The organism is Flavobacterium sp., assembly GCF_044368995.1.
Lineage (GTDB): Bacteria > Bacteroidota > Bacteroidia > Flavobacteriales > Flavobacteriaceae > Flavobacterium.
The window spans coordinates 1-23,999 of record NZ_JBIPMS010000016.1; the positions used below are offsets into that span (position 1 = coordinate 1).

The 23,999-nt window shown below is 31.2% G+C and carries 25 protein-coding genes, 2 tRNA genes and 1 pseudogene; 15 read left to right on the forward strand and 13 right to left on the reverse strand.

Annotation, left to right across the window (positions count from 1 at the left end):
- From ACIQ2I_RS02515 to mraZ, 5 genes are all read right to left on the reverse strand, one after another.
- The coding region (locus ACIQ2I_RS02515) for a Mur ligase domain-containing protein (RefSeq protein WP_396180862.1) at nt 1–377 on the reverse strand (377 nt) is incomplete at its 3' end.
- The gene (locus ACIQ2I_RS02520) at nt 374–2,356 is read right to left on the reverse strand and encodes a penicillin-binding protein (RefSeq protein WP_396180863.1); all 1,983 of its coding nucleotides are present in this window, start codon (nt 2,354–2,356) and stop codon (nt 374–376) included. The genes ACIQ2I_RS02515 and ACIQ2I_RS02520, both read right to left, overlap by 4 nt.
- Nucleotides 2,347–2,706, reverse strand: a complete 360-nt coding sequence (locus ACIQ2I_RS02525) for an FtsL-like putative cell division protein (protein WP_396180864.1) — start codon at nt 2,704–2,706, stop codon at nt 2,347–2,349. The genes ACIQ2I_RS02520 and ACIQ2I_RS02525 overlap by 10 nt, the downstream gene beginning before the upstream one ends.
- Nucleotides 2,706–3,614: a 16S rRNA (cytosine(1402)-N(4))-methyltransferase RsmH gene (gene rsmH / locus ACIQ2I_RS02530; protein ID WP_396180865.1), complete on the reverse strand. Its 909-nt coding sequence runs from the start codon at nt 3,612–3,614 to the stop codon at nt 2,706–2,708. The genes ACIQ2I_RS02525 and rsmH overlap by 1 nt, the downstream gene beginning before the upstream one ends.
- On the reverse strand, nt 3,589–4,059 hold the full coding sequence (mraZ, locus tag ACIQ2I_RS02535; protein WP_396180866.1) for a division/cell wall cluster transcriptional repressor MraZ: 471 nt from the start codon (nt 4,057–4,059) through the stop codon (nt 3,589–3,591). Before mraZ ends, rsmH begins: the two co-directional genes overlap by 26 nt.
- 328 nt (nt 4,060–4,387) lie before the next feature.
- Between mraZ and ACIQ2I_RS02540 the strand changes: the two genes are divergently transcribed.
- Together ACIQ2I_RS02540 and yihA are read left to right on the forward strand one after the other, a co-directional pair.
- Nucleotides 4,388–5,143 carry an alpha/beta fold hydrolase gene (locus ACIQ2I_RS02540; RefSeq protein ID WP_396180867.1) on the forward strand — a complete coding sequence of 252 codons (756 nt, stop codon included), beginning with the start codon at nt 4,388–4,390 and terminating at the stop codon, nt 5,141–5,143.
- A 69-nt stretch (nt 5,144–5,212) separates the two neighbouring features.
- On the forward strand, nt 5,213–5,830 hold the full coding sequence (gene yihA, locus ACIQ2I_RS02545) for a ribosome biogenesis GTP-binding protein YihA/YsxC (RefSeq protein WP_396180868.1): 618 nt from the start codon (nt 5,213–5,215) through the stop codon (nt 5,828–5,830).
- 92 nt (nt 5,831–5,922) lie between these two features.
- Here yihA and ACIQ2I_RS02550 read toward each other — a convergent pair whose 3' ends face one another.
- Together ACIQ2I_RS02550 and ACIQ2I_RS02555 are read right to left on the reverse strand one after the other, a co-directional pair.
- Nucleotides 5,923–6,327, reverse strand: coding sequence for a hypothetical protein (locus ACIQ2I_RS02550; RefSeq protein WP_396180869.1), 405 nt, complete (start codon nt 6,325–6,327; stop codon nt 5,923–5,925).
- Between the two features lie 259 nt (nt 6,328–6,586).
- Nucleotides 6,587–7,156: a hypothetical protein gene (locus tag ACIQ2I_RS02555; protein WP_396180870.1), complete on the reverse strand. Its 570-nt coding sequence runs from the start codon at nt 7,154–7,156 to the stop codon at nt 6,587–6,589.
- A 221-nt stretch (nt 7,157–7,377) separates the two neighbouring features.
- Here ACIQ2I_RS02555 and ACIQ2I_RS02560 point away from each other — a divergent pair, with 221 nt between their 5' ends.
- Nucleotides 7,378–7,731, forward strand: coding sequence for a helix-turn-helix domain-containing protein (locus ACIQ2I_RS02560; RefSeq protein WP_396180871.1), 354 nt, complete (start codon nt 7,378–7,380; stop codon nt 7,729–7,731).
- 61 nt (nt 7,732–7,792) lie between these two features.
- Here ACIQ2I_RS02560 and gpmI read toward each other — a convergent pair whose 3' ends face one another.
- The 3 genes from gpmI to ACIQ2I_RS02575 form a co-directional block, all read right to left on the reverse strand.
- Nucleotides 7,793–9,298: a 2,3-bisphosphoglycerate-independent phosphoglycerate mutase gene (gene gpmI, locus ACIQ2I_RS02565; protein WP_396180872.1), complete on the reverse strand. Its 1,506-nt coding sequence runs from the start codon at nt 9,296–9,298 to the stop codon at nt 7,793–7,795.
- 106 nt (nt 9,299–9,404) lie between these two features.
- Nucleotides 9,405–11,846 carry a DUF5916 domain-containing protein gene (locus tag ACIQ2I_RS02570; RefSeq protein ID WP_396180873.1) on the reverse strand — a complete coding sequence of 814 codons (2,442 nt, stop codon included), beginning with the start codon at nt 11,844–11,846 and terminating at the stop codon, nt 9,405–9,407.
- A gap of 202 nt (nt 11,847–12,048) precedes the next feature.
- On the reverse strand, nt 12,049–12,498 hold the full coding sequence (locus ACIQ2I_RS02575) for a GNAT family N-acetyltransferase (protein ID WP_396180874.1): 450 nt from the start codon (nt 12,496–12,498) through the stop codon (nt 12,049–12,051).
- 118 nt (nt 12,499–12,616) lie between these two features.
- Between ACIQ2I_RS02575 and ACIQ2I_RS02580 the strand changes: the two genes are divergently transcribed.
- Together ACIQ2I_RS02580 and ACIQ2I_RS02585 are read left to right on the forward strand one after the other, a co-directional pair.
- Nucleotides 12,617–12,689, forward strand: a tRNA-Gly gene (locus ACIQ2I_RS02580).
- A 33-nt stretch (nt 12,690–12,722) separates the two neighbouring features.
- Nucleotides 12,723–12,795: transfer RNA gene (locus tag ACIQ2I_RS02585), tRNA-Gly, on the forward strand.
- 28 nt (nt 12,796–12,823) lie between these two features.
- Here ACIQ2I_RS02585 and pepE read toward each other — a convergent pair.
- Nucleotides 12,824–13,531, reverse strand: coding sequence for a dipeptidase PepE (gene pepE / locus ACIQ2I_RS02590; protein WP_396180875.1), 708 nt, complete (start codon nt 13,529–13,531; stop codon nt 12,824–12,826).
- A 179-nt stretch (nt 13,532–13,710) separates the two neighbouring features.
- On the opposite strand from pepE, the gene ACIQ2I_RS02595 reads away from it, so the two are divergent.
- The 6 genes from ACIQ2I_RS02595 (at nt 13,711) to ACIQ2I_RS02620 (ending at nt 19,032) form a co-directional block, all read left to right on the forward strand.
- Entirely contained in the window at nt 13,711–14,352 is a 642-nt protein-coding gene (locus ACIQ2I_RS02595; RefSeq protein ID WP_396180876.1) for a hypothetical protein, read from the forward strand.
- A complete protein-coding gene (locus tag ACIQ2I_RS02600) occupies nt 14,353–15,183 on the forward strand; it encodes a hypothetical protein (protein WP_396180877.1) in 831 nt (276 codons plus the stop codon).
- The gene (locus ACIQ2I_RS02605; RefSeq protein ID WP_396180878.1) at nt 15,176–15,679 is read left to right on the forward strand and encodes a DUF6702 family protein; all 504 of its coding nucleotides are present in this window, start codon (nt 15,176–15,178) and stop codon (nt 15,677–15,679) included. The genes ACIQ2I_RS02600 and ACIQ2I_RS02605 overlap by 8 nt, the downstream gene beginning before the upstream one ends.
- A gap of 2 nt (nt 15,680–15,681) precedes the next feature.
- Nucleotides 15,682–17,940: a M1 family metallopeptidase gene (locus ACIQ2I_RS02610; RefSeq protein WP_396180879.1), complete on the forward strand. Its 2,259-nt coding sequence runs from the start codon at nt 15,682–15,684 to the stop codon at nt 17,938–17,940.
- 184 nt (nt 17,941–18,124) lie between these two features.
- Nucleotides 18,125–18,457, forward strand: coding sequence for a twin-arginine translocase TatA/TatE family subunit (locus ACIQ2I_RS02615; protein ID WP_396180880.1), 333 nt, complete (start codon nt 18,125–18,127; stop codon nt 18,455–18,457).
- On the forward strand, nt 18,457–19,032 hold the full coding sequence (locus ACIQ2I_RS02620; RefSeq protein ID WP_396180881.1) for a phosphatase PAP2 family protein: 576 nt from the start codon (nt 18,457–18,459) through the stop codon (nt 19,030–19,032). Before ACIQ2I_RS02615 ends, ACIQ2I_RS02620 begins: the two co-directional genes overlap by 1 nt.
- Here ACIQ2I_RS02620 and ACIQ2I_RS02625 read toward each other — a convergent pair.
- Complete coding sequence (locus tag ACIQ2I_RS02625; protein ID WP_396180882.1) at nt 19,016–19,657, reverse strand: O-methyltransferase; 642 nt, start codon at nt 19,655–19,657, stop codon at nt 19,016–19,018. The two genes, ACIQ2I_RS02620 and ACIQ2I_RS02625, sit on opposite strands and share 17 nt — an antisense overlap.
- Nucleotides 19,658–19,803: 146 nt before the next feature.
- Here ACIQ2I_RS02625 and rlmN point away from each other — a divergent pair, with 146 nt between their 5' ends.
- The gene (rlmN, locus tag ACIQ2I_RS02630) at nt 19,804–20,844 is read left to right on the forward strand and encodes a 23S rRNA (adenine(2503)-C(2))-methyltransferase RlmN (RefSeq protein WP_396180883.1); all 1,041 of its coding nucleotides are present in this window, start codon (nt 19,804–19,806) and stop codon (nt 20,842–20,844) included.
- Nucleotides 20,845–20,892: 48 nt separating this feature from the next.
- Here the strand turns inward: rlmN and ACIQ2I_RS02635 are convergent, their stop codons facing one another.
- Nucleotides 20,893–21,780, reverse strand: a complete 888-nt coding sequence (locus tag ACIQ2I_RS02635; protein ID WP_396180884.1) for a hypothetical protein — start codon at nt 21,778–21,780, stop codon at nt 20,893–20,895.
- 103 nt (nt 21,781–21,883) lie between these two features.
- On the opposite strand from ACIQ2I_RS02635, the gene ACIQ2I_RS02640 reads away from it, so the two are divergent.
- From ACIQ2I_RS02640 to ACIQ2I_RS02650, 3 genes and pseudogenes are all read left to right on the forward strand, one after another.
- A complete protein-coding gene (locus ACIQ2I_RS02640; RefSeq protein ID WP_396180885.1) occupies nt 21,884–22,864 on the forward strand; it encodes a polyprenyl synthetase family protein in 981 nt (326 codons plus the stop codon).
- Between the two features lie 198 nt (nt 22,865–23,062).
- Nucleotides 23,063–23,635 (forward strand): RNA polymerase sigma factor, encoded by a 573-nt coding sequence (locus ACIQ2I_RS02645; RefSeq protein WP_396180886.1) that lies wholly within the window; start codon nt 23,063–23,065, stop codon nt 23,633–23,635.
- Nucleotides 23,622–23,999: pseudogene (locus ACIQ2I_RS02650) on the forward strand (hypothetical protein); the annotation flags it as partial. The gene ACIQ2I_RS02645 and the pseudogene ACIQ2I_RS02650, both read left to right, overlap by 14 nt.

Here is a 23,999-nt window from a genome sequence, read left to right on the forward strand (position 1 = left end):
ATTTGATACAATAACGAGGCAATTGTAGTTTTTCCGTTTGTGCCTGTAATCCCAATTAATTTTAGTTTTTTCGATGGATTATCGAAATAATTTGCTGATAAAAACGCTAATGCTTGATTAGCATTTTTCACCTTCACGTAGGTAATATTTTCTAATAAGGCCGCTGGTAAATCTTCACAAACTACAACAATTGCCCCTAAAGAAATGGCTTTATCAATAAATAGATGGCCATCTGAAAGCGAACCTTTTATTGCTACAAAAACATCGTTTTTTAAAACCTTTCTAGAATCAAACTCAATTTTTTCTATAGCCAAATCTGTAGTACCGTGAACCGATTCAATTGTTACTTTATATAATATTTCTTTTAATAAGCTCACGATAATTCTATTGTTATAATTTGGTTTTTCTTAAACGCTGCACCCGGATTTATGGATTGTTTTTTTACTTTTCCAACTCCTGTAAATGTTACTTTTAATCCTAAATTTTCTAATAAAGAAACGGCATCCATGCCGGCCATTCCTTCAAGATTTGGCATAATGTTTGTGTTACCTTGCGATTTTTTTTCAAATTCACGATATAATACTTCTTGTTTGGGACTTTTTAATTTTATGTTTTTAAATTTATTTGTACTTGGTACATCTGTAAATATTTTTTGTGCAATTCTTTTAAAAACTGGTCCTGCCACATCGGCACCATAATATCCTTTTGATTTATCTGGATTATGGACTACCACAATGCAAGAATATTTTGGTTGATCTGCAGGAAAATATCCAACAAATGAAGAAGCATATGACATTTCTGCTTTACTGTAATCTACCTGAGCGGTTCCTGTTTTTCCTGCCATAGAAAAATCTGCTGAATACAAACCTTTTCCTGTTCCGTTTTTTACTACGTTTTCCAATACTTTTCTAACTTTTAACAAAGTTTCATCGGAACATATTTTCGGGTTAATTACCTCTGGATCGAATTTTTTAATGGTTTTATTCCACTCTTTTATTTCGCTCACAAAAATTGGTTTTAACATTTTGCCATTATTTGCAACTGCATTATACATGGAAAGTGCTTGTAAAGGGGTCATAGAAACGCCATAACCAAATGCCATCCAGGGTAAAGTGGTACCATACCAATTTTTAGATCCAGGTTGTGGAATTATAGGTTGTCCTTCTCCTTTAATTTGTAAACCCTGTTTTTTATTTAATCCATAACTATTAATTCTGTTGATAAATTGCCATGGATTGTTTTTATAAGCTTTGTAAGTTGCTTGTACCAAAATGGTGTTTGAAGATACTTCAAAACCTTTTGCTAATGAGGCTATTCCGTAACCGTGATGATTTGAATCTTTAACAGGTCTACCTTGAATCATAACTAAACCCCCATTAGAATTGTATACCGAGCTAGTATCTGCCTTTTTATCATCAATTAGAGCAATTAAATCGATTAATTTAAAGGTAGAGCCAGGTTCATGAGATTCTGTAAGTGCATAATTTTGAGATTCAAAATACGTTCCATCTTCCGATTTTCCTAAATTTGAAATGGCTTTTATATAACCCGTATTGGATTCCATAACTACTACACAACCATGATCTGCTTTATAAAACTCTAATTGTTTTAATAATGCATGATGCGCAATGTCTTGAATAAATACATCAATAGTTGAAATTACATCGTACCCATCTACTGGATCTAATTCATTAATATCAGAAATAGGTTTCCACTGATTTTTTGCAATTTTTTGCATCCAATGGTGGCCGTTAGTTCCATTTAAGTATTTACGAAATGCGTATTCTAAACCTTTCCCTTGATTACCATCGCGTTCATAACCAATAGTTCTGTTTGCAATTAGGCCTACAGGATGTTTACGCACCGTTTGCTGTTCGGCTATTATGCCGCCTTTATTCGCGCCTAACCTGAAAAGCGGAAACTGCTTTACGCGCATGTATTCTGTAAATGTTAATTTTTTTGCCACTAAAAAATACCTATTTTTAGTGTTTTTTGCTTTTCGTAATTCTCTTTGAAACTCCCCAGAAGATTTTCCTACTAACTTGGCTAAAGAGTCTGATAAACCAACATAATATTTTTCAAAATTTTCATCTGATGGTGTCACTGCATCAAAACGAATGGTATATTCAGGAATAGAAGTGGCTAATAAACTCCCGTCTGAAGAATAAATATTTCCTTTATTGGCAGGAATTTCGAAATTTTTAACGGTGCGTTGTTTGGCTAAATCTCTATAATAATCGCCACCAACCCATTGTATGTTAAATAATTTAATAGCAATTGCAAAAGAAAAAGCAACAACGCAAACCACCACAAATGCTAGTCGGTAAGAAATTATATTGTCGTTTTTTATTGCCATATTTTTAATTTATCTATAAAACTTTTTTCTGCTGGTTTACGTATTACAATTTTTTTTGGAGGAACTGTGGAAGGAATAATTTGCCTTGTTTCCATTTTTTTTGAAACAGTTGACTCCATTTTTAATTTCATTAATTCAGAACGTGTATCTACAAATTTTGATCGCAATTCTTTTACTTCATTAGTTAAACTTGTAATTCTATAATTTTTTTCATCGTAGTTGTGGTTAAAATAAACCATTAACATAGCTAGTGAAAAAACGAAAATTATAAATTTCCAAGTTTTTAGCGCATCATCATCAATTAAGAATTTCGCTTTTAATAGACTATATATACTGCTTTCTTTTGCCATTATTTTTTTTCTGCTACACGAAGTTTTGCGCTTCTAGATCTATTGTTAATTTCAATTTCTGCGGCTGAAGGCACAATTAACTTTTCAATACTTTTAAACGGCACTTCAAAATTTCCAAAAAAGTCGCGTTCTGGTTCCCCTTCAAACATGCCATTTCTTATAAATCTTTTTACCAATCTGTCTTCTAAAGAATGATAAGAAAGGACACTCAATCTTCCTCCGGAAACTAATAATTCTTCTGTTTGAATTAAAAATTCTTTCAAAACTTCAATTTCCTGGTTTACTTCAATGCGGATGGCTTGATAAATTTGAGCTAATATTTTATTTGCTTTATGACCTGGTAAAAAGCGAGACAAAACATCTTTCAACTGCTCCGAATTTTTAATTTTCATATCCGTTCTAGCGGCAACAATAACATTTGCCATTGCCCCACCGTTCTTCAATTCACCAAAATCTACAAAAACTCGTTTTAATTCATTTTCTGCATAATCATTTACCACTTCATACGCAGAAAGCGTGTCATTCTGGTTCATTCTCATATCTAAAGCACCATCAAATCGTGTAGAAAAACCTCTATGTGCTACATCAAATTGATGGGAAGAAACACCAAAATCGGCTAAAATTCCGTCTACCTGTTTGACACCATAAAAACGTAAGAACCTTTTAATAAATCTGAAATTTTCATTGATTAAAACAAATCGTTCATCATCTATAGTATTTACCAATGCGTCAGTATCCTGATCAAAACCAAACAATTTTCCGTTTGGCCCTAAATGTTTCATTATTTCTTTAGAATGTCCGCCGCCGCCAAAAGTGACATCAACGTAAATTCCGTCTGGTTTAATATTTAAACCGGCAACCGTTTCTTTTAAAAGAACCGGGTTATGATATTCCATCTTCAGCGTCATTTTGGTTACCCATTACTTCTTCGGCTAAATCTGCAAAATCAACCATCGCATGATCTAATGCAGATTCGTATAAATTTTTATCCCAAATTTCAATTATCGAAACGGCAGATGACAATACAATATCTTTATCTATTTTAGAAAACAACACCAAATCTTTCGGGATTAATAACCTTCCTGTTGCATCAATTTCAACCACTCTTACACCAGCGGTAAATGCTCTAATAAAATCGTTGTTCTTTTTAACAAAGCGATTTAACTTGTTGATTTTCTGCATAACCTCGTTCCATTCCTTCATGGGATACAATTCTAAGCAAGGCTGAAAAACGGATCGCTTTAATACAAAACCTTCTTCAAAATTACCCAGTTGTTTCTTAAGAGGCGCAGGTACCATTAACCTTCCTTTTGCATCAACTTTGCACTCGTATGTTCCTAAAAATGTATTCAACTTTTATAAATGAATTATTATTGAGACAAATTTAAAAAATATTTTACCACTTTTTACCACAAAATACCACTTTGTTAATAAGTTTTTATGAAAAAATGATAGAATTACCACTTATGGGCTGAAAATACAGATATTGACAAAGAAATTAAGTTTTTAACTATGGTAGCTATTATTGAAAAAACACTGTTAATTTCAGTTAATATTCTCAAAACAATTTGAGAATTAGGGATTTAGACAGGAAACAATTTAATAATCTTAAATATGAATCAAATGTGAAAAAAAAATGTATTTTTGTAATTATTAGATTTTTGAACACGAATACGTTTTTATGATTAAGAAAGAAAAAAAATATACTTATTTTGAAGCTGGAGAAGGCACACCAATCATTGTTTTACATGGTCTGATGGGCGGCTTAAGTAATTTTGATGGCGTGGCCAATTACTTTCCAAAAAAAGGTTACAAAGTAATTATTCCTGAATTGCCTATTTATTCACAAAGTTTATTAAAAACTAATGTAAAAGCATTCGCCAGATATGTAAAAGATTTTATTACTTTCAAAGGATTAGAACGTGTAATTTTAGTAGGGAATTCTTTAGGCGGACACATTGGTTTATATTTTACAAAACAATATCCTGAATTAGTAAGAGGATTAGTAATTACCGGAAGTTCGGGTTTATATGAAAGTGCCATGGGTGAAAGTTACCCAAAACGTGGTGATTATGAATACATTAGAAGAAAAGCAGAAGATGTATTTTATAATCCCGAAGTGGCCACAAAAGAAATAATTGACGAGGTTTTTGCAACCGTGAATGACAGAATTAAATTGTTGAAAACGTTAACTATAGCCAAAAGTGCTATCCGTCATAATATGGCTAAAGACTTACCAAAAATGCATGTGCCAACTTGTATTATTTGGGGAAAACAAGATAAAGTAACTCCGCCAGAAGTTGCGGAAGAATTTAAAAAACTACTCCCTAATTCAGATTTATATTGGATTGATAAATGCGGTCATGCCGCCATGATGGAAGAACCAGATCAATTTAATGATTTGTTATTTGGATGGCTTAGCGAGAAAAAATTATAAATTCTCTTTTTGTGAAGAGAAAAATATCCTACGTCAATGTTTTGAGTAGCTTTTAATACTATACATCAAATGAAAATTAATACCGCCGAATTTGTAATTAGTAATTCTGTCGTGGAAAAATGTCCGAAAGACAGAATTCCAGAATACGCTTTTATTGGACGTTCTAATGTTGGAAAATCATCATTAATTAACATGATTACCAACCATAAAAACCTTGCCAAAACTTCTGGAAGGCCAGGAAAAACGCAATTAATAAACCACTTTTTAATTAACAAAAACTGGCATTTAGTAGATTTACCAGGTTATGGATACGCAAAAGTTTCTAAGACAACAAAAGCAATATTTCAACAATTTATTACCGATTATTTTGAAACAAGAGAACAACTTATTTGTGCGTTTGTTTTGGTAGATATTAGACACGAACCACAAAAAATTGATACAGAATTTATTGAATATTTAGGCGAAAGTGAAATTCCATTTTGTATTGTTTTTACAAAAGCCGACAAGTTAGGAAAAACACATATTCACAAACACGTGGAAGCGTACAAGAAAAATTTATTAGCCAACGATTGGGCAGAAATGCCACAGTATTTTGTAACTTCAGCAGAAAGTGCTTTGGGTAAAGAAGAAATTTTGACTTATATTGAAGAAGTAAATCAAAATTTATTTACTGGATCCGATTTTTAATAATAGGTACGCAGATTTTACGGATTTAAGCGGATTTTATATTGTTATATGAAAAAACCCAAATAAGTTTAATTTCTTATTTGGGTTTTATTTTATTCTTTATTAACCATAATAGTTATTTCTTCTTCAAATTTATACTCGCCTTTTTTAAAGACCTCTTTGTTTGAGAGTATAATTTCGTAAGTATAAATGCCTTTCGGTATTTCGAAAACACATTCTTTTCCGTCATTTTGAACTACCAATTCTTTTGTAACTTTTGTGCCTTCAGAATCTTTTCCGTCAAGTTTAACAGTAATTTTCTCCACTAATTTGTTTTTCACACAAACCGTAGCTACAAATTTACTATCAACTTTTTTGTCTTGAGATTCTGTTAGTTTTGTAGTTTTAAAAATTGAAATTCCTGTTACCAATAGTTCTCCGCCTTTTATCAATGTTTCAAGTGTTTGGGCTTGAATGAAGTTGGAGAAAAACAAGAATAAAAATACTTTAAATTTCACTAATACTTAAAAATAAATTGTTACGATTTGCAAAAATAAATACTAAAAGTAAACACAATACATAGTAAAATATTAGAAATCTCATTAAGGCTTATATTTATTAAATATTATCCCAAAAATCACGATTATAATGGTTGAAAAAACTGTCTGTATATCAGGAGCTTTTAATGATCTAATAAGTGATATTATACCTGCAATTAATCCCAAGATAATAACAAAATGGTATGCATTATATTTCTTCATATTTTAATTTTTTAATTTAACAAAACAAACTCATTGCCATTGCAATACCAGCAACAGCTCCTCCTGCAAATCCGCAAGGTACGCAACCGATTAGTGATAATGAAGCAAATGCACCACCTAAATTTATGACTTTTCCGGCACCTCTTTCACAATCATCTCTAGTAACACGAGTACCTCGTCTTGCAGCAAATGGCTCATATTTGTATGTTCCATCCTTTTCGATTGTAAATTTAATTGGTGTAATTTCATCTAGATTATCATTTTGAAGAAACCCAATTGAAGAACTACCATCCGAAAAAGGTATAACAATTATAGTCTTCTTTTCACCATTGTGCAATAAATCAATAATTGTTGCATATTTAGAATCATTAAAGCTGACTTCTGGCATATATTTAACAATTTTTTCATAGCTATCTTTAGATAAATTAGAGACATTTATTACCTTAGTCTCTTTTCCTATAGGACTTTGCTTAAACACATAATTATAATATTCAACTGTTAATCCTTCAACAGGCACTTCGTCTTGTGCGTTTGTAACTCCTGCAAATAATACTGTGGCTAATAAGCCAAATAATAACTTTTTCATTTTTAATAAGTTTTAAAATTAATAAATTAAATTGTTAAATCAAAAAATATTTCTCGAGATATTTTTGTTATGACAAATTTGAGAAGTTTATTTTTATTAAAAAATGTGAATTTATTGTGCTAATTGTTTGCAATTTGTTTTCAAATTGCACAATTTTTTTGTTTTACTTGTTTTTTTTGTTTGTTTTTTTTCTTATTTTTGATTATCCCAAAATCTACATTATGTTATTAAAACCCAAAGAAAAACTAAAAAATGCTAGAAAAAGTAAATTCACACAAGCGGAATTTTCAGAACTTATAGCTATGGATACTTCTCAATACAATAGAAGAGAAAAAGGCAGAATACCTATTTCTGATGATGAATGGTTGCGTTTTGCAAAAGCCCTAAATATGAATGTAAATGAAATTATTGAAACGGATACTCCTTTAATAAGCATTACCCATAACCATGAAGAAAATGACCATTCAATTAATGGCTACGAAATAAAAATTAGTTTACCGAAAAATATTTTCGATTTATTTAATGCAAAATTTGATGCTGTAATTGAATTATTAAGAAAAAAAAACAAAGAGTAAGTGACTTATAAAATAATATAACCCTTCAAAATTAATAACTCTTGAAGGGTTTGTATGTTTATTATAACAACAACGAATGCTGCGTCATGGCTTCTGGCTTAGCAATTCCCATTAAATCTAAAATTGTTGGGGCAATATCTCCTAAAACCCCTGATTTAATTTGTAGTTTATCGTTATCTACTAAAATTACAGGTACTGGATTGGTTGTATGTGCCGTATTTGGTGAACCATCTGGATTTATCATGGTTTCACAATTTCCGTGGTCGGCAATTACGATTGTGGTATAATTATTTGCTAAAGCGATCTCAATAATTTCTTTTACACAAATATCAACAGCTTCACATGCTTTTATAGCTGCTGGCATACTTCCTGTGTGACCAACCATATCGCCATTTGCGAAATTTAAACACACAAAATCCACTTCCTCTTTTTGTAATTCAGGCACTAAAGCATCTTTTAATTCAAAAGCACTCATTTCGGGTTGTAAATCGTAAGTGGCTACTTTTGGTGAGTTTTTCAATATCCTAGATTCCCCAACAAAAGGTGCTTCTCTTCCACCCGAAAAGAAAAAAGTTACGTGCGGATATTTTTCTGTTTCTGCAATTCGTATTTGTTTTTTTCCTGATTTAGAAAGTACTTCACCTAATGTTTCTGTAATATTGTCTTTATCGTAAATTACATGAACGTTTTTGTAAGTGTCGTCATAATTGGTTAACGTAACATAATACAATGGTAATTTGTGCATATTTTGCTCATGAAAATCGTTTTGCGAAAGCACTTCTGTTAATTCTCTACCTCTATCCGTTCGGAAATTAAAGAAAATTACCACATCATCTGGTTGAATCGTTTTTCCTTCTGAAGAAAATAAAGGTTTAATAAATTCATCTGTTACGTTTTTATCATAACTTTTTTGAATACTTTCAGCAAAATTTGAAGTTTTTTCACCAAAACCATTGACTAGTAAATCGTAAGCTAATTTAACGCGTTCCCAGCGTTTGTCTCTGTCCATTGCGTAATATCTTCCAATCACTGATGCTAATTTTGCATTCGTGTTTAAAAGAAAATTTTGTAAATCTTGTATGTATTTTTTTCCTGATTTAGGATCTACATCTCGCCCATCTGTAAAGGCATGAACAAACATATTTGATACGCCATTTTCTTGAGCCGCTTCAATTAAGCCGCGTAAATGTGAAGTGTGAGAATGCACGCCACCATCTGAAACCAATCCTAAAAAATGAACGTTTTTATGATTCTTTTTTGCGTAATTGAAGGCATCAAGTAAAGGCTTTTCATTTTTTAAAGTATGATTTTTAACTGCTAAATTAATTTTAGCTAAATCTTGGTATACAATTCGTCCTGCACCTAAATTCATGTGACCTACTTCTGAATTTCCCATTTGACCTTCTGGCAAACCTACGTGAAGTCCGTCTGTGCGCAATTCGGCATTTGGATAGTTTATATATAGCGAATCTATAAATGGCGTAGTGGCATTATCTATGGCTGAAACTTTTGGATCTGGAGAATGTCCCCAACCGTCCAAAATCATTAAAATTACTTTTTTGTTCATCGATGAAGTATTTAAGATACGAAGTTACTAAATTTTTAAACGCCGACTTAAAAAAGTTAGTAACGAAAAGGTTTTCTGAATCTTTTAATTAATAAAAAGTATTATTTTAAGATTTGAATACGTTTTTGGCTTGGTTGTAATCTATAAAATATCGAATACTTATAGAGAAAGTATGATTTAGATCTTCATGATTAAATACTTTTTTGGTATTATAAACAAAATTTTTATCAATAGCATTTTGAAAAATTCCTGAAGCATTTCTGTATAAAAAAGACATTTGACTTCCAGGTGCAAACCACCAACTATAAGACAAGTCAAAGTTCCATAAATTTAAATTTTGATTGGCATTATCAGTGTAAGAATAAGCTTCAGTATATCCGTTTTCTAATAATTTATAGTACGAATTATTTTCGGAAAACGACCAATAATGTCTTAATTTTAATCCGAAGTTCATTTTTGCAGTGATGGAATATTTTCCTTCTAAACTCGTTTCAAAAGTTTGATTGTCTCTTTTTGCAAAAATAATATCATTTCCAACGCGATCAACGCGGCCTAAATCTTGGTATTCGTTATTGAAATTATTTCTATAAATTAAAGAAAATTTATCATTAAACCGATATCTCGGACTCACCTCAACACCCCAATACCAACAACCTTTAGTTTCTGTAACTCCAATATTTGGATTGATATCAAATGCAAATTTATTGTTGTAATTGGTAGAAATAAAACCCCACATTCCATAATTTTTTGGGAAAACTACAAATCGCCCTAAGACTTGAGGATTATAAAAATTATATCTTTCAAACGGATTTATATTAATTCCAATACCTGCGGCATGATTTTGTTTATTGGTTAAATTTATATTGATATTAAAATTTTGTTCTTGAAGGTAGTTAGTTGCCTTATCAAATTGTGCAAACGTATTTAAACTTATCCTAAATGAGTTTAATTTTTCTGTCGATTGTAGCAGTCTGTAATTGGCATTGGCACTAATGGAATAATAATTGGTTTGAAAATTTACGCCTAAATCATTATTGTCATACTCTTTTGAAACATACTCGCCATAAACTGAAAACCTAATTTTTCCAGAGGTTTCACCAAATCCTAAAGTAGCCTTAATTCCATTTTTATTCGGCAAATTGGCATAATTATTTACGTAACTATAATTCAAAGCGCCATTTAAATTGAACGTGTTTTTTTTGGTGTTTAAATCGAATGTCGTAGCAGTTACATTTGCATCTCTAAAATTTCCATTTCTTGTTACATTTGTATTAATTAATGATACGGAAGAATTTCCATTAAAACGCTGTTCTAAAACTAAAACATTATAATTTGCCAAAGGCTCAACGGTTTCTGATCTAGTATTTCCAGTAGTTGTGTCCCTAATAACAACATCCGTTTTTTTAGTAACCGTGTTTAAAAAACCAATTCCTAAACCTTCTTTTGTTCTACCAGAAATTTTAACTGCATTTACCAAATCTATGGTGTTCGGAAATTCAATTACTTCTTCAGTTACTGAAATTTCAGGATATTTACTTGCGCGTTGTCCAATTCTTCTTGAATAAAACAAACCTCCTTTAGTAAACAAATCGGTTCCTTCCGTAAAAAAAGGTCTGTTCTCGTTAAATATTTGTTCAAAAGGACCCAAATTTAATATTTTGTCATCAAATCTTGTTTGACCAAAATCAGGAATCAAAACCATATCTAACGTAAATGCGTCGGTCAAACCGTATTTTAAATCTAAACCCCCTTTTAAAGTTCCGAACGATTTTTCTTTACCCAGACTATTTAAATAAAAAGAAGAATAAGGAATCAAAAATAAACGTGTTGGCGTATTAATTTTTTCAATACCCTTTAAAATTCCAGCCTGTTGTGTAAAAAATCCTTTGCTATTATCCACTGGATTCCAAGTAAACATTTGTCGGTTTCTTCTTACTTCTCTAAAAAAGTTTATACCCCAAGTTTGCATGTCTTCTTTAGGAAAACGAAGTGCGGCATACGGAATTTTCATTTCAACTACCCAGCCAATATCTGTAATTTTTGCTTTACTTTCCCATATGGCATCCCATGAAGTGTCTTCATTTTCAGTAGTCCTTACTAAATCCATTTGCCCATCGGAAGCACTAACAAAAAAACTAAATTCTTGTTGGCCATCATTAAAACCATTAATAAAAACACCAAAAAAATCTGTAACACCAAAATTATCTCTTTCTGATATTTCTCTTAAAATTTTTGAAGGTTCATTATCATATAAAATAGCGCCTACGTAAATAGCATCATCATCGTATACTACTTTTACTTCTGTACGAAGTTCAGGTAATTCTGGCTTTCCGTTATCTTGGTTAAACATTACAAAGTTTTTGGCTATTGGAACATTTTGCCAATCCTCTTCATTAAGAGTAGCGTCAATCTTAATAGGATTTTTTGTTTTAATAGTACTAATTTCCTTTTTATTATTTACAGTCGAAAATGGATTTGGTGTTACCATTTCTTGTGCAAAAGAGATTTGAGATAAGAAGAGTATACTAAGAATTTTAAAGGGCTTCATAAAATATTTTATATATAAAATTAATTAGTATGACTATTACCAAATTTGTTTCATTATCAACTGTTAATTTTTGAAATTTAAATAAATAGTGGCTGTTTTTAAAAAAGAATTTACAATCATAAAAGCAAAATTGTCGATAAAATGCTAAAAATAAATTTTAAAAAAACTGGCATAACAGCTCAATAGCAAAAATGAATCCAAATTAAATATCAAAATATTTATACATTAAAAAATGGGTGCCAATCTCAGAAATTTCAAAGGACGCTCCTTTTTTGATGCAACCTTGTTTTTCATAAAAAGACACAGCTGTTTCTCTAGCGTTAAACCAAAGTAATTCAGTTTGATTTATCTTAATAAAATTGAAAATTTCTTTAATCAACAGTTTGCCAAAACCACTACTTTGGTACTCTTCTAAAATGGCCATTCCGCGCAATTGAAATTGATTTTTTTGGTCGAAATTTTCATTATTTGTTTTAAAAACAGAAGCCACTCCGATTAAATTATTTTCAGTAAACAATCCAAAATGTATAGTGTCAACAGCGTCATCTCCTATAAAAAAGCAAGTTTCAATAGGTTTGCCTTGCCTCAAGACAGCGCTTCTAACTGGAAAAGTGTCTAAATAATTGATTTCTTTAAATGTAATTTTCTCCATAAAGCACTATAAATTAATAATTTACATGAATGTATGTTGTGATTTTTATTATTTTTTATTAAAAAACTTGCAATTAATCAGTTTTTCCTATTATATTTGCACTCACCAAAATAAAAATGCGAAAGTAGCTCAGTTGGTAGAGCGTCAGCCTTCCAAGCTGAATGTCGCGAGTTCGACCCTCGTCTTTCGCTCAAAATCTTATTGAATTTTAAAAATTCTACCATGCGAAAGTAGCTCAGTTGGTAGAGCGTCAGCCTTCCAAGCTGAATGTCGCGAGTTCGACCCTCGTCTTTCGCTCTAAAGCCTCAAATTTTTTGGGGCTTTTTTATTTTAAATTACTTAAATCCGTTCCAGTTTCAATTTCAATTGGTTCTTTGCCTTGTTGAAATAATCTAGCTGTTATATCTCCTTTTAACGTAATTTTATTTCCCAAAACTTCTAACCAACTACCTTCTCTTAATCCTAAAACCGGTTGCGAATTGTATTGATGAAATTCGTTTATTCTGGTTTCTCTAGTTTCTCCCATGTATTGCGAACCTTGAATTGGATCTAAATAATGCGGATTTATATTGAACGAAACCAATCCTAATGTTCTAAAACTTGGCGGATATACAACTGGCATATCGTTAGTTGTTCCCATCGTTAAGCCGAAAATATTGCTTCCTGCACTAGTTCCTAAATAAGGCGTCCCGTTATCAACAACTTCCCGAATAGCATCTAATAAATTGTATTTGTATAACATATCAACCAAAACAAACGTATTGCCACCACCTGTAAAAATAGCTTCTGCGTTTTGTATCGCTTCAATTGGATTTTCAAATTCATAAATTCCTTTTACTTCTATGTTCAATTGTTTAAAAAAAGGTTTTACTTTTTCTGTATAATCTTCGTGAGAAATGCCACCCGGTCTGGCAAAAGGTATAAATACTAAATTTGAAACGGTTGCAAAATGTGCTTTTAAAACTGGCAATAAATAATCTAAAAATGTACCTCCAAAAACAGTTGATGTACTTGCAATAAGCGCCTTTTTCATATGTGCTATTAAATTTACTTTATTCTTAACAAAATTTTATATCGATTATAATTTTGTTCGTTTATTTTTACAAAAAATTAATTCTTTTAATTATCAAAAAAAACATTCAAATAGTTTTACTGCTTCTCTTTCAATTCGTAGTTTCACAAAACGATTCTATAATTAAAGGAAAAATAGTTATGGTTAACAATTATAATGAAGGTGTAACTATTGTAAATATTTCAAACAAAACTAATACAATTTCCGGAAATGGCGGCTATTTTGTGATAAAAGCAAAAGTGAATGACACCTTACTTTTTTCGTCATTACAATTTGATGTGATTAAATTAAAAATAACAGCAACTGATTTTGGACAAAATTTGTTATTTGTAAAAATGACGCCGCGATCCAAATTAATTGAGAAAGTAATCATTACAAACCAAACCGTTATCACAGCTGAAAGTTTGGGATTGGTTCCAAAAGGACAAAAAAGATACACAGTAGCAGAAAGAAGAATGAAATCAGGTGGGGGAGGAATTGGAATTGGTGGTTTAATTAATTTATTTACGGGTTACGGAAAAGAACTTAAAAGGAATTTAGAAATAGAGAAAAAAGAAATGTTGATTGAAAAAATTAGAAATCAATTTGATAAAGCGTATTTTATAACTACCCTACAAATTCCAGAAAATTATATCAGTGGTTTTTTATATTATATTGGTGAAGATAAAAAATCATATGAAATATTAAATAGCGCCGATAAATATACAAAAATGTTTAAATTAGCAGATTTAGCAGTAGAATATTTGAAAACTATTCAACCTGAAACACCAAAAGCAAAATAATTGAAAACCGTTTTACAAATTTTAATTTTACTAATCGCTCAAATTGTATTTTCGCAAAACGATTCTATAATTAAGGGGAAAATCATTGTGGAAACTAATGACAACGAAGGTATCACTATTGTAAACGTTTCAAACAAAACGAATACCATTTCAGGAAACGGCGGCTATTTTAAAATAAAAGCCAAAGTAAATGACACCATCATGTTTAGCGCCATTCATTTAGTTGGCAAAAAACACATTATTACAAAAAAAGATTTTGGCAAAGATTTACTTTTTATAAAACTAGACATTTACACGCGTCATATAAAAGAAATAATGGTAACAAATGCCGATGACATCACTGCGGAGTCTTTAGGTTTGGTTCCAAAAGGACAAAAAAAATACACGCCAGCTGAAAGAAGAGTAAAAACAGCTGGCGATTTTAATGGCCAATTTGGTCTGAATACTGCATTTAGTATTGACCCATTATTGAACGCTATTTCTGGCAGAACAAAACAATTAAAAGCAGAATTAGAAGTAGAAAGAAAAGAATTTTTACAATATAAAATAAACGCTAACTTTGATTCCGAATTGATTATGAATCAATTTCACATTCCTGAAGAATATGTGTCAGGATTTGTTTTTTATATTGTAGAAGATGAAGAATTAAAAGCCGCCGCCAAAGCGAAAAACAAGACGCTAATTTCATTTAGAATGAGCGCGCTAGCAGTTGATTTTTTAAAATTGAAAAATTTGCAACCTTATTATCCAAAACCTGTTGAACTAGAAAAAAGTACAGAAGAAAATACCCCTGTTCCCAAAACAGAATTAGAGCCAAAGAAAAATGAATAAAATAAAATTAAGTCTGCTTATCCTATTGTTTGCTCTTTTTAGTGCTTTCACGTTTCATAAATTTTATGTTGGGGTTTTTACAATAGATTATTTTAAAGAAAAAAAAGCAGTTCAAATTACAGCAAGGTTATTTATTGATGATTTAGAAAAAGTTTTATATAAAAAACATAACAAACATTTTTACCTTACCACAAAAGATGAAATATCAGATGCAAACACCTTTATTGCTAATTATTTATCAGAAAAATTAAAAATTAAAATTAATAATAAAGTTCAAACATTACAGTTTTTATCTAAAGAGCAAGAAGATAATATTGTAATTTGTTATTTAAAAATACCATGTAAAGACAACGTAAAAACACTAGATATTTTCAATAATGTTTTATCCGATATTTTTGATGAACAACAAAATTTAGTACATTTGAACATTAATGGTAACAAAAAAACCATTTTGTTTACTAATACAGAAACCAACCAAAAACTGAAATATAAATAATTATGAAAAAGTTAATTTTAATTACATCATTAATTTTCGCATCTCTTACTGCAATTGCTCAAGAAACAAAAAAAGAGCCTCAAGGACATACTGACATCAATAAATTTAGTCAAATGTATGCCGAAATGGCTACGCCTAATATGTTCCGAACGGCTTCTGGCGCTCCAGGTCCTGCGTATTACCAACAACGTGCGGATTATAAAATTAATTTAGAATTAGATGATAAAGCGTCCAAAATGTATGGAAGCGAAACCGTAACCTATTACAATAACGCTCCTGAATCTTTAGACTATTTATGGGTGCAATTGGACCAAAATATAGCAAGAAGAGACTCACAAACACCTCTAATTGATAGCCAAACTATGCCGCAAGCTACCTCAGCTGAAAACTTTACTAAAACGTATATGGGTAAAGGTTTTGATGGCGGTTTTAACTTAGAATACGTTAAAGACGAAAAAGGTAACGCTATGAAATACACCATCAATAATACTATGATGCGTATTGATTTGCCTAAAGCTCTAAAAAAAGGAGAAAAAGTGGTTTTTTCAATCAAATGGTGGTACAACATTAACGATTACATGAAAGATGGCGGAAATGGTCGTTCTGGTTATGAAGTTTTTCCCGATGGAAATAAAATTTATGTAATTGCCCAATTTTACCCAAGAATGTGCGTGTACAATGACGTTGAAGGTTGGCAAAATATGCAATTTTGGGGAAGAAGTGAATTTGCTTTAACTTTTGGAAATTACGACGTTAAAATTACCGTTCCAGCCGATCATATTTTAGATGGAACCGGAGTTTTACAAAATAGAAATGAAGTCTATTCTGCTGAACAAGAAAAAAGATGGCAATTGGCTGAAAATTCTTTTGATAAACCAGTAATAATAGTAACGCAAGCGGAAGCAACTGCTGCAGAGAAAAATTTTGCAACTACCACTAAAACTTGGCATTTAAAAGCTGAAAATGTAAGAGATTTTGGGTTTTCAAGTTCTCGTAAATTTATTTTAGACGCGATGGCGGTTCAAGTTGGAAACAATAAACCTATGGCCATTTCTATGTATCCAAAAGAAGCCAATCCGCTTTGGGAAAACTTATCTACAATAGCAGTAGCGCACACTCTGAAAACGTATTCAAAATATACATTCGATTATCCTTATCCAAAAGCCATTTCTGTTTCTGCTGAAGATCAAGGAATGGAATATCCAATGATTTGTTGGAATTTCGGTCGTCCTGATGAAAATGGAAAAATTAGCGACAGAGTAAAATACGGTATGCTAGGCGTAATTATTCACGAAATAGGACATAACTTTTTTCCAATGATTGTAAATTCAGATGAAAGACAATGGACTTGGATGGATGAAGGTTTAAACACCTTTTTAGAATATTTAACCGAACAAGAATTTGACAAAAATTTCCCAGCAGATAGAGGTCCTGCAAAATCTATTGTACCTTATATGAAAGGAAACCAACAGTTTTTAGAACCTATTATGAGTCATGGTGATGTGGTTTATAATTTTGGTGCAAATGCTTACGGAAAACCTGCAACAGGATTAAATATTTTACGTGAAACGATTATGGGACACGAATTGTTTGACCACGCATTTAAAACTTATGCAACCCGATGGAAATTTAAACATCCTACGCCAGAAGACTTTTTTAGAACTATGGAAGATGCTTCTGCAGTGGATTTAGATTGGTTTTGGAAAGGTTGGTTCTACGCCACTGATGTGGTAGATTTAGGTATCAAAAACGTAAAGCAGTTTTATGTTACAGAAGATGGCACTAAAGAAACTGCTGCAGCTGTGAATAGAAGAGGTAGAAGAATGCCCAATAGCGGTCCTATGATTTACTTAGTAAATAGTGAAAGTACAGAATTGAAACCAGAATCAAAAACAGCACTTGAAACAGAAAAAGTAATGGCTTTAAATGAGTACTTAAACAAAAATTATAGTGCGGAAGAAAAAGCAGCATTAAAAAATCCTAAATACTTTTATGAAGTAGAGTTTGACAAACCAGGAAGTTTAATGATGCCAATTATTGTTGAATTACAATTTGAAGATGGTACTTCAGAAACACATAAATTTCCAGTTCAAATTTGGAGAAGAAACAATATTACAGCGAAACGTGTTTTTGCAACTGAAAAAAAAGTAATTAAAATTCAATTGGATCCAAAATTAGAAACAGCTGACATTGATGTTACTAATAATACTTGGCCAAAAGAAGCCGTTGTTGATAAATTTGAACAAATAGAAAAGAAATAGTAAAGGAGTCGAAAGTCGAAAGTCAAAAGTCAAAAGTCGAAAGAATAAACTTTCATTTTATTTGTCATTCTAAAGCAAGAAGGGTCTTTTTCAAACTCAGAACTTTTTAACTTTAGAATGACATTTTTTTTAATTAAACATTAAACAACTTTTATTACCTTTGTAATTCATAAAACACAAAACTATGTTCGGTATTGGCGGAGGCGAAATATTTTTTATAATTCTTGTAATTCTAATGCTTTTTGGATCAGATAAAATTCCAGAAATTGCAAGAACTTTGGGCAAAGGTATGGCGCAATTAAAAAACGCCACCAATGAAATCAAACACGAAATCCAAAAAGGCACAGAAGAAAATGGCCTTGATTTAAAAAGTTTAACTGGCGGCATTTCAGATGAAATTGCAAGTGCAAAAAAAAACATGACAGAATATATAAATCCTGTTGACATTTCAGATCCAATTACGGAAATCAAAGAAGAAATTGAAAATGCAACCGGACCAATAAAACGTCAATTGTAATGTTTGATTACCTAATACATTTAGATAAAAAATTGTTTGTTTTTCTTAATAATTTAGGATCTACACCTTTTGATAGTTTCTGGCTTTTAATTACCCAACAAACCAATTGGATTGCATTTTTTTTAATTTTACTCTTTATTTTATTTAAAAAATTAGGAACGAAAAAATTAGGAATAGCTATTCTAACACTAGCCGCCTTAATCACGTTTACTAATGAAATTACAGATGTAATTAAATTTTCAGTTCAACGAATTCGCCCTTGTAATGATGATACATTAGCTGGCTTAATTAGAGTTGTAAAAGATAGCGATACGTTTAGTTATTTTTCTGGACACGCATCAAATTCAACAGCATCTATGATGTTTGTATACTTAATTTTAAGACAATGCTATAAATATACTTATTTGATTTTTCTTTATCCTTTAATTTTCGCCTACAGTAGAATTTATTTAGGACTTCACTTTCCTTTAGATATTATTTCTGGATATGTTTTTGGTAGTTTTACAGGGATTTTGTTCTATTTTTTATTTGATAAAATTTCTAATAAATTGATTAACCCTACAACACACGAGTAACCGTTAAACCATCTCGGATGGGTAATAAAACGGTTTCTACACGAGAATCTTCATTAATAATTTTATTATAATCTAGTAAAATTTGCGTGCTTTTGTCGTTAGTCTTTACTTCTTCTAAAACCTTTCCGCTCCACAAAACGTTATCAGATAAAATTATACCACCTTTGTGCATCAAAGGCACAATTAAATGAAAATAATTAATGTAATTTTCTTTATCTGCATCAATAAAAACCAAATCGAATTTTTTATTTAAAGTTGGAATAATTTCAATAGCATCGCCAATATGTTGCATAATTTGATGAGAATATTCAGATAAATCAAAATATTTTTTTTGAATTTCTTCTAACTCTTCATTTATATCAATGGTATCTAACGTTCCGTTTTCTTGTAAACCTTCTGCCAAACATAAAGCGGCGTAACCTGTATAGGTTCCAATTTCTAAAATTGCATTTGGATTTATTATTTTAGATAACATACTCAAAACCCTACCTTGAAAATGGCCACTTAACATTCGTGGTTGCAAAATTTTCTGGTGGGTTTCTTTGCTTAATCGCACCAATAATTCTGGTTCTTGCTGCGAATGATTGGCAACATAATTTTCTAAATCTTCTGATATAAAGTGCATATTTGTTTAAATTTCAAAGTACAAAAGTACAAATTCCAATTGTTTAAACACAGATTAAAGAAATTTCTAAAATTAATAAATCAGCGTTTAATTAAATTGGCATATTGAAAATTGATTAATTGGCACATTAGTAGTACTTTTGCACCATGCAAGCAGAAAAAAAAGACATACGTGCCTTATCTAAAGTGCAATTACGAGATTTCTTTGTTACTAATGGCGATAAAGCGTTTCGTGGGAATCAAATTTACGAATGGTTGTGGAGCAAAAGCGCACATTCATTTGAAAGCATGACCAATGTTTCTAAAGAAACTCGCGCTATGTTAGAAGCCAATTTCGTAATTAATCACGTAAAAGTGGATACGATGCAACGTAGCGAAGACGGAACTGTAAAAAATGCGGTGCGTTTACACGATGATTTAATTGTTGAAAGCGTACTTATTCCAACCAAAACCAGAACAACTGCTTGTGTTTCTAGTCAAGTTGGTTGCAGTTTAGATTGTAATTTTTGCGCTACTGCAAGATTAAAACGAATGAGAAACCTTACACCTGGTGAAATTTACGATCAAGTGGTAGCGATAGATAATGAAAGTAAATTGTATTATGACAGACATCTTTCAAATATTGTTTTTATGGGAATGGGTGAACCTTTGATGAATTACCCCAACGTAATGAAAGCAATCGATATGATTACGTCTAACGAAGGTTTAGGGATGTCACCAAAGCGAATTACAGTTTCTACTTCTGGAGTTTCTAAAATGATTAAAAAAATGGCTGATGATGAAGTCAAATTTAACTTAGCGGTTTCTTTACATTCGGCTATTGAAGCGACTAGAAACGAGATTATGCCGTTTACCAAAAACTTCCCATTAACCGAATTACGCGAAGCATTAGAATATTGGTACGCCAAAACCAAAAGCAAAATTACCTATGAATATGTAGTTTGGAAAGATATAAATGACAACAAAGTTTCTATTGATGCCTTGGTAAAATTTTGCAAATATGTGCCGTGTAAAGTCAACTTAATTGAGTACAACGCAATTGATGATGGCTATTTTCAACAAGCCAGCGAACAAGCTACAAAAGAATATATTGCCGCTTTAGAAAAAAACAATATTATAGTAAAAGTCAGAAAAAGCAGAGGAAAAGACATCGATGCAGCTTGCGGTCAACTTGCTAATAAATCATAAAAAAAGAGAAGCAAATGCTTCTCTTTTTTTATGATTATATTTTTTCAATTAATTACCAATAGTAATTGTATAAGAAACTCCGTTGATTGTAAATACGGCTGTGTTATCACAATCGCCATTTCCGTAATCTAAAGTAGCGGTTACGCCATTTTTAACAAAAGTAATTACTCCTAATACCAATAAAGGTTTATTTACGACTAAACAACTCATTTTAGCTCTTAAAGGAGTAGTAATTGTTGCAGTTTGTACGGTTCCGTTTGGATGTGTAGTAGTCCAGTTTCCTGTAATTTTATAAATGTTATCTACGAAAACCATTGGTGTATTAAAACCTTCTACTAATTCTCTTGTTCTTGTTCCTACACGCGTGTAAACGTCTCCGTTGGGCATCGTAATTGTCATATCCAATAACATTACTACGATAGGGTGTGGCGCAGATGTTGCAGTAGCCGCTGTCATAGAACGAGTAAATGTTTTGGTACCAACAAATTTTATATTGTTGTGATAAAAATTATCAAATGTATAAGTTACTGTATTAGAAACCGCTGTTGGTTGATAAACAAAACTAATAATAATTTTCCCTTTAACAATGTTTCCATTATTCAATTGACATCCTGTTGTTCCAAAATCAATGGTTTTTGTTACTTGAGTTCCTGGAGTGATAACCGTTCCAAAAGCTGGAACTCTAGTGATGGTTGCGCAGTTTGAAAATACGGCGTTATCATTGTTTGTACCTCTATAAGAAATAGTACTTCCATCAACATTGTCAAATAATTGATCTGTAATATTTGATATGTCGTCACTTGCCATATCAATTTTAGCACTTAGTAATGCGTCTTCCGAAGTTAACGTATCTACAGTAGTTTCATTCTCTTTTTCACAAGCAGAAAAAGCCACCAATATTAAAATTGGGAATAAAAATTTTGCTATTTTTTTCATCTTTAAAAATTTAATGTTCAATATGTTAGACCCAAAGTTAACAAAAAGGTTTAAAGTAAAAAAATATTTTTCTAATCCTTTAATGTGTGGTATCTTTGAAGTAATGAAAATTACTGAACAAATAAAAGAACCCATAGCTTTCGAGATGGAACTTTTTGAGAAAAAGTTTCAATTAGCTATGTCTTCAAAAGTCGCCTTATTAAATCGTATTACACATTACATTGTAAACCGAAAAGGCAAACAAATGCGACCAATGTTTGTGTTCTTAACTGCCAAAATGATTTCTGGTGGCACAGTAAATGACAGAACATACAGAGGCGCATCGGTTATTGAACTTATACATACCGCAACTTTAGTACACGATGATGTGGTGGACGACAGTAATAAAAGACGTGGATTTTTCTCTATAAACGCACTTTGGAAAAATAAAATTGGGGTATTAGTTGGTGATTTTTTACTTTCCAAAGGATTATTACTTTCGATAGATAATAACGATTTTGATTTATTGAAAATAATTTCTGTAGCCGTAAAAGAAATGAGTGAAGGCGAATTACTTCAACTAGAAAAAGCCAGAAAACTAGACATCACAGAAGACATTTATTACGAAATTATTCGGCAAAAAACAGCTACGCTAATAGCTGCTTGTTGTTCACTAGGAGCTTGTGCAGTGGCGCCAGAAAAATCGAAAACTATTGAAAAAATGCGCAAATTTGGCGAATTAATTGGCATGGCGTTTCAAGTAAAAGACGATTTATTTGATTATACGGAAGATGCTATCGGAAAACCAACAGGCATTGACATCAAGGAACAAAAAATGACTTTACCATTAATTCATACCTTAAACAATTGCACTTCAAAAGAAAAAAGTTGGATTATCAATTCGATTAAAAATCACAATAAAGATAAAAAAAGAGTCAAAGAAGTAATTGCTTTTGTTAAAAATCAGGGTGGTTTAACTTATGCCGAACAAAAAATGGTGCAATTTCAACAAGAAGCACTTCTTCTTATTCAAGATTTTCCTGAATCAATATATAAAGATTCCCTTATTTTGATGGTGAATTACGTTATTGAAAGAAAGATATAATTTTAATGTGCCAATTAGCCAATGTTCAATTAGCCAATTTGATACAACCCTTTTAATTATAAAATCGTCAGTAGAAATAAGCACATAAATTTACACATTGTCTAATTGGCAAATTGACTAATTGCCATGCAACCTTTTTTAAATCATTCTCGTCTATAGTAATAAGCACATAAATTGGCACATTGACTAATTAAATCTATGAAAGTAATCGCATTGCATAAAGAAGAACAGCAACTAATTTGTGAAGCGATTGCCAATAATCGCCAAGCACAACATTTGTTGTACACAAAATATGCATCTAAAATGTTGAGTACTTGCAGACAATATATAAAAGACACGCATCATGCAGAAGATGTAATGCTTACTGGCTTTATGAAAATGTTTACCAATTTGAAGAAATTTGAAAACATAGGCAGTTTTGAAGGTTGGATAAAACGTATTATGATTCATGAATGTATTGATTATTTACGAGTAAAGAAAAATAGCTTTAATCATAAAAATATTGAAGACATATTGTATTCTGAAGCAGAAGACAATTACGAAATGGAAGGTGATTTTTCTGTAGACGATATTCAATTTATAATTGACAAATTGCCTGAAGGTTACAAAATGGTTTTTAATTTATTTGTTATAGAAGGTTACAAACACAATGAAATTGCTGAATTATTACATATTTCAGAAGGCACATCAAAATCTCAATTATCACATGCAAAAAAAATGTTGCAATCTCAAATTACCATATTAAAAAATAAAGAAAATGGAACAAGATAATTTTAACAAAAACATACAAGAAAAATTCAATTTACGCACAATTGAACCATCCGAAATGGCCTGGAACAAATTAGACGCTATGTTGACTCTTGCAGAAGAAAAAAAACAACCTAAACGCTTTTTTTGGTTAAGCATTGCGGCTTCATTTTTATTATTTTCGGGTGTTGGATATGTTTTCTTTCAACAAAACGAGCAATCAAAGTTAACGCCTGCAACTGAAGAAATAGTTACTACTAAAGCAAAATCAGAAACGGAAACACAAAAACAAAATACGGAAGAAAGTAGTGTTTCATCTAAAAATGAATTGGCTAATAACGCGACAATAAGTACTACTTCAGAAACGAAAAAAAGTGCTATTTTCTTT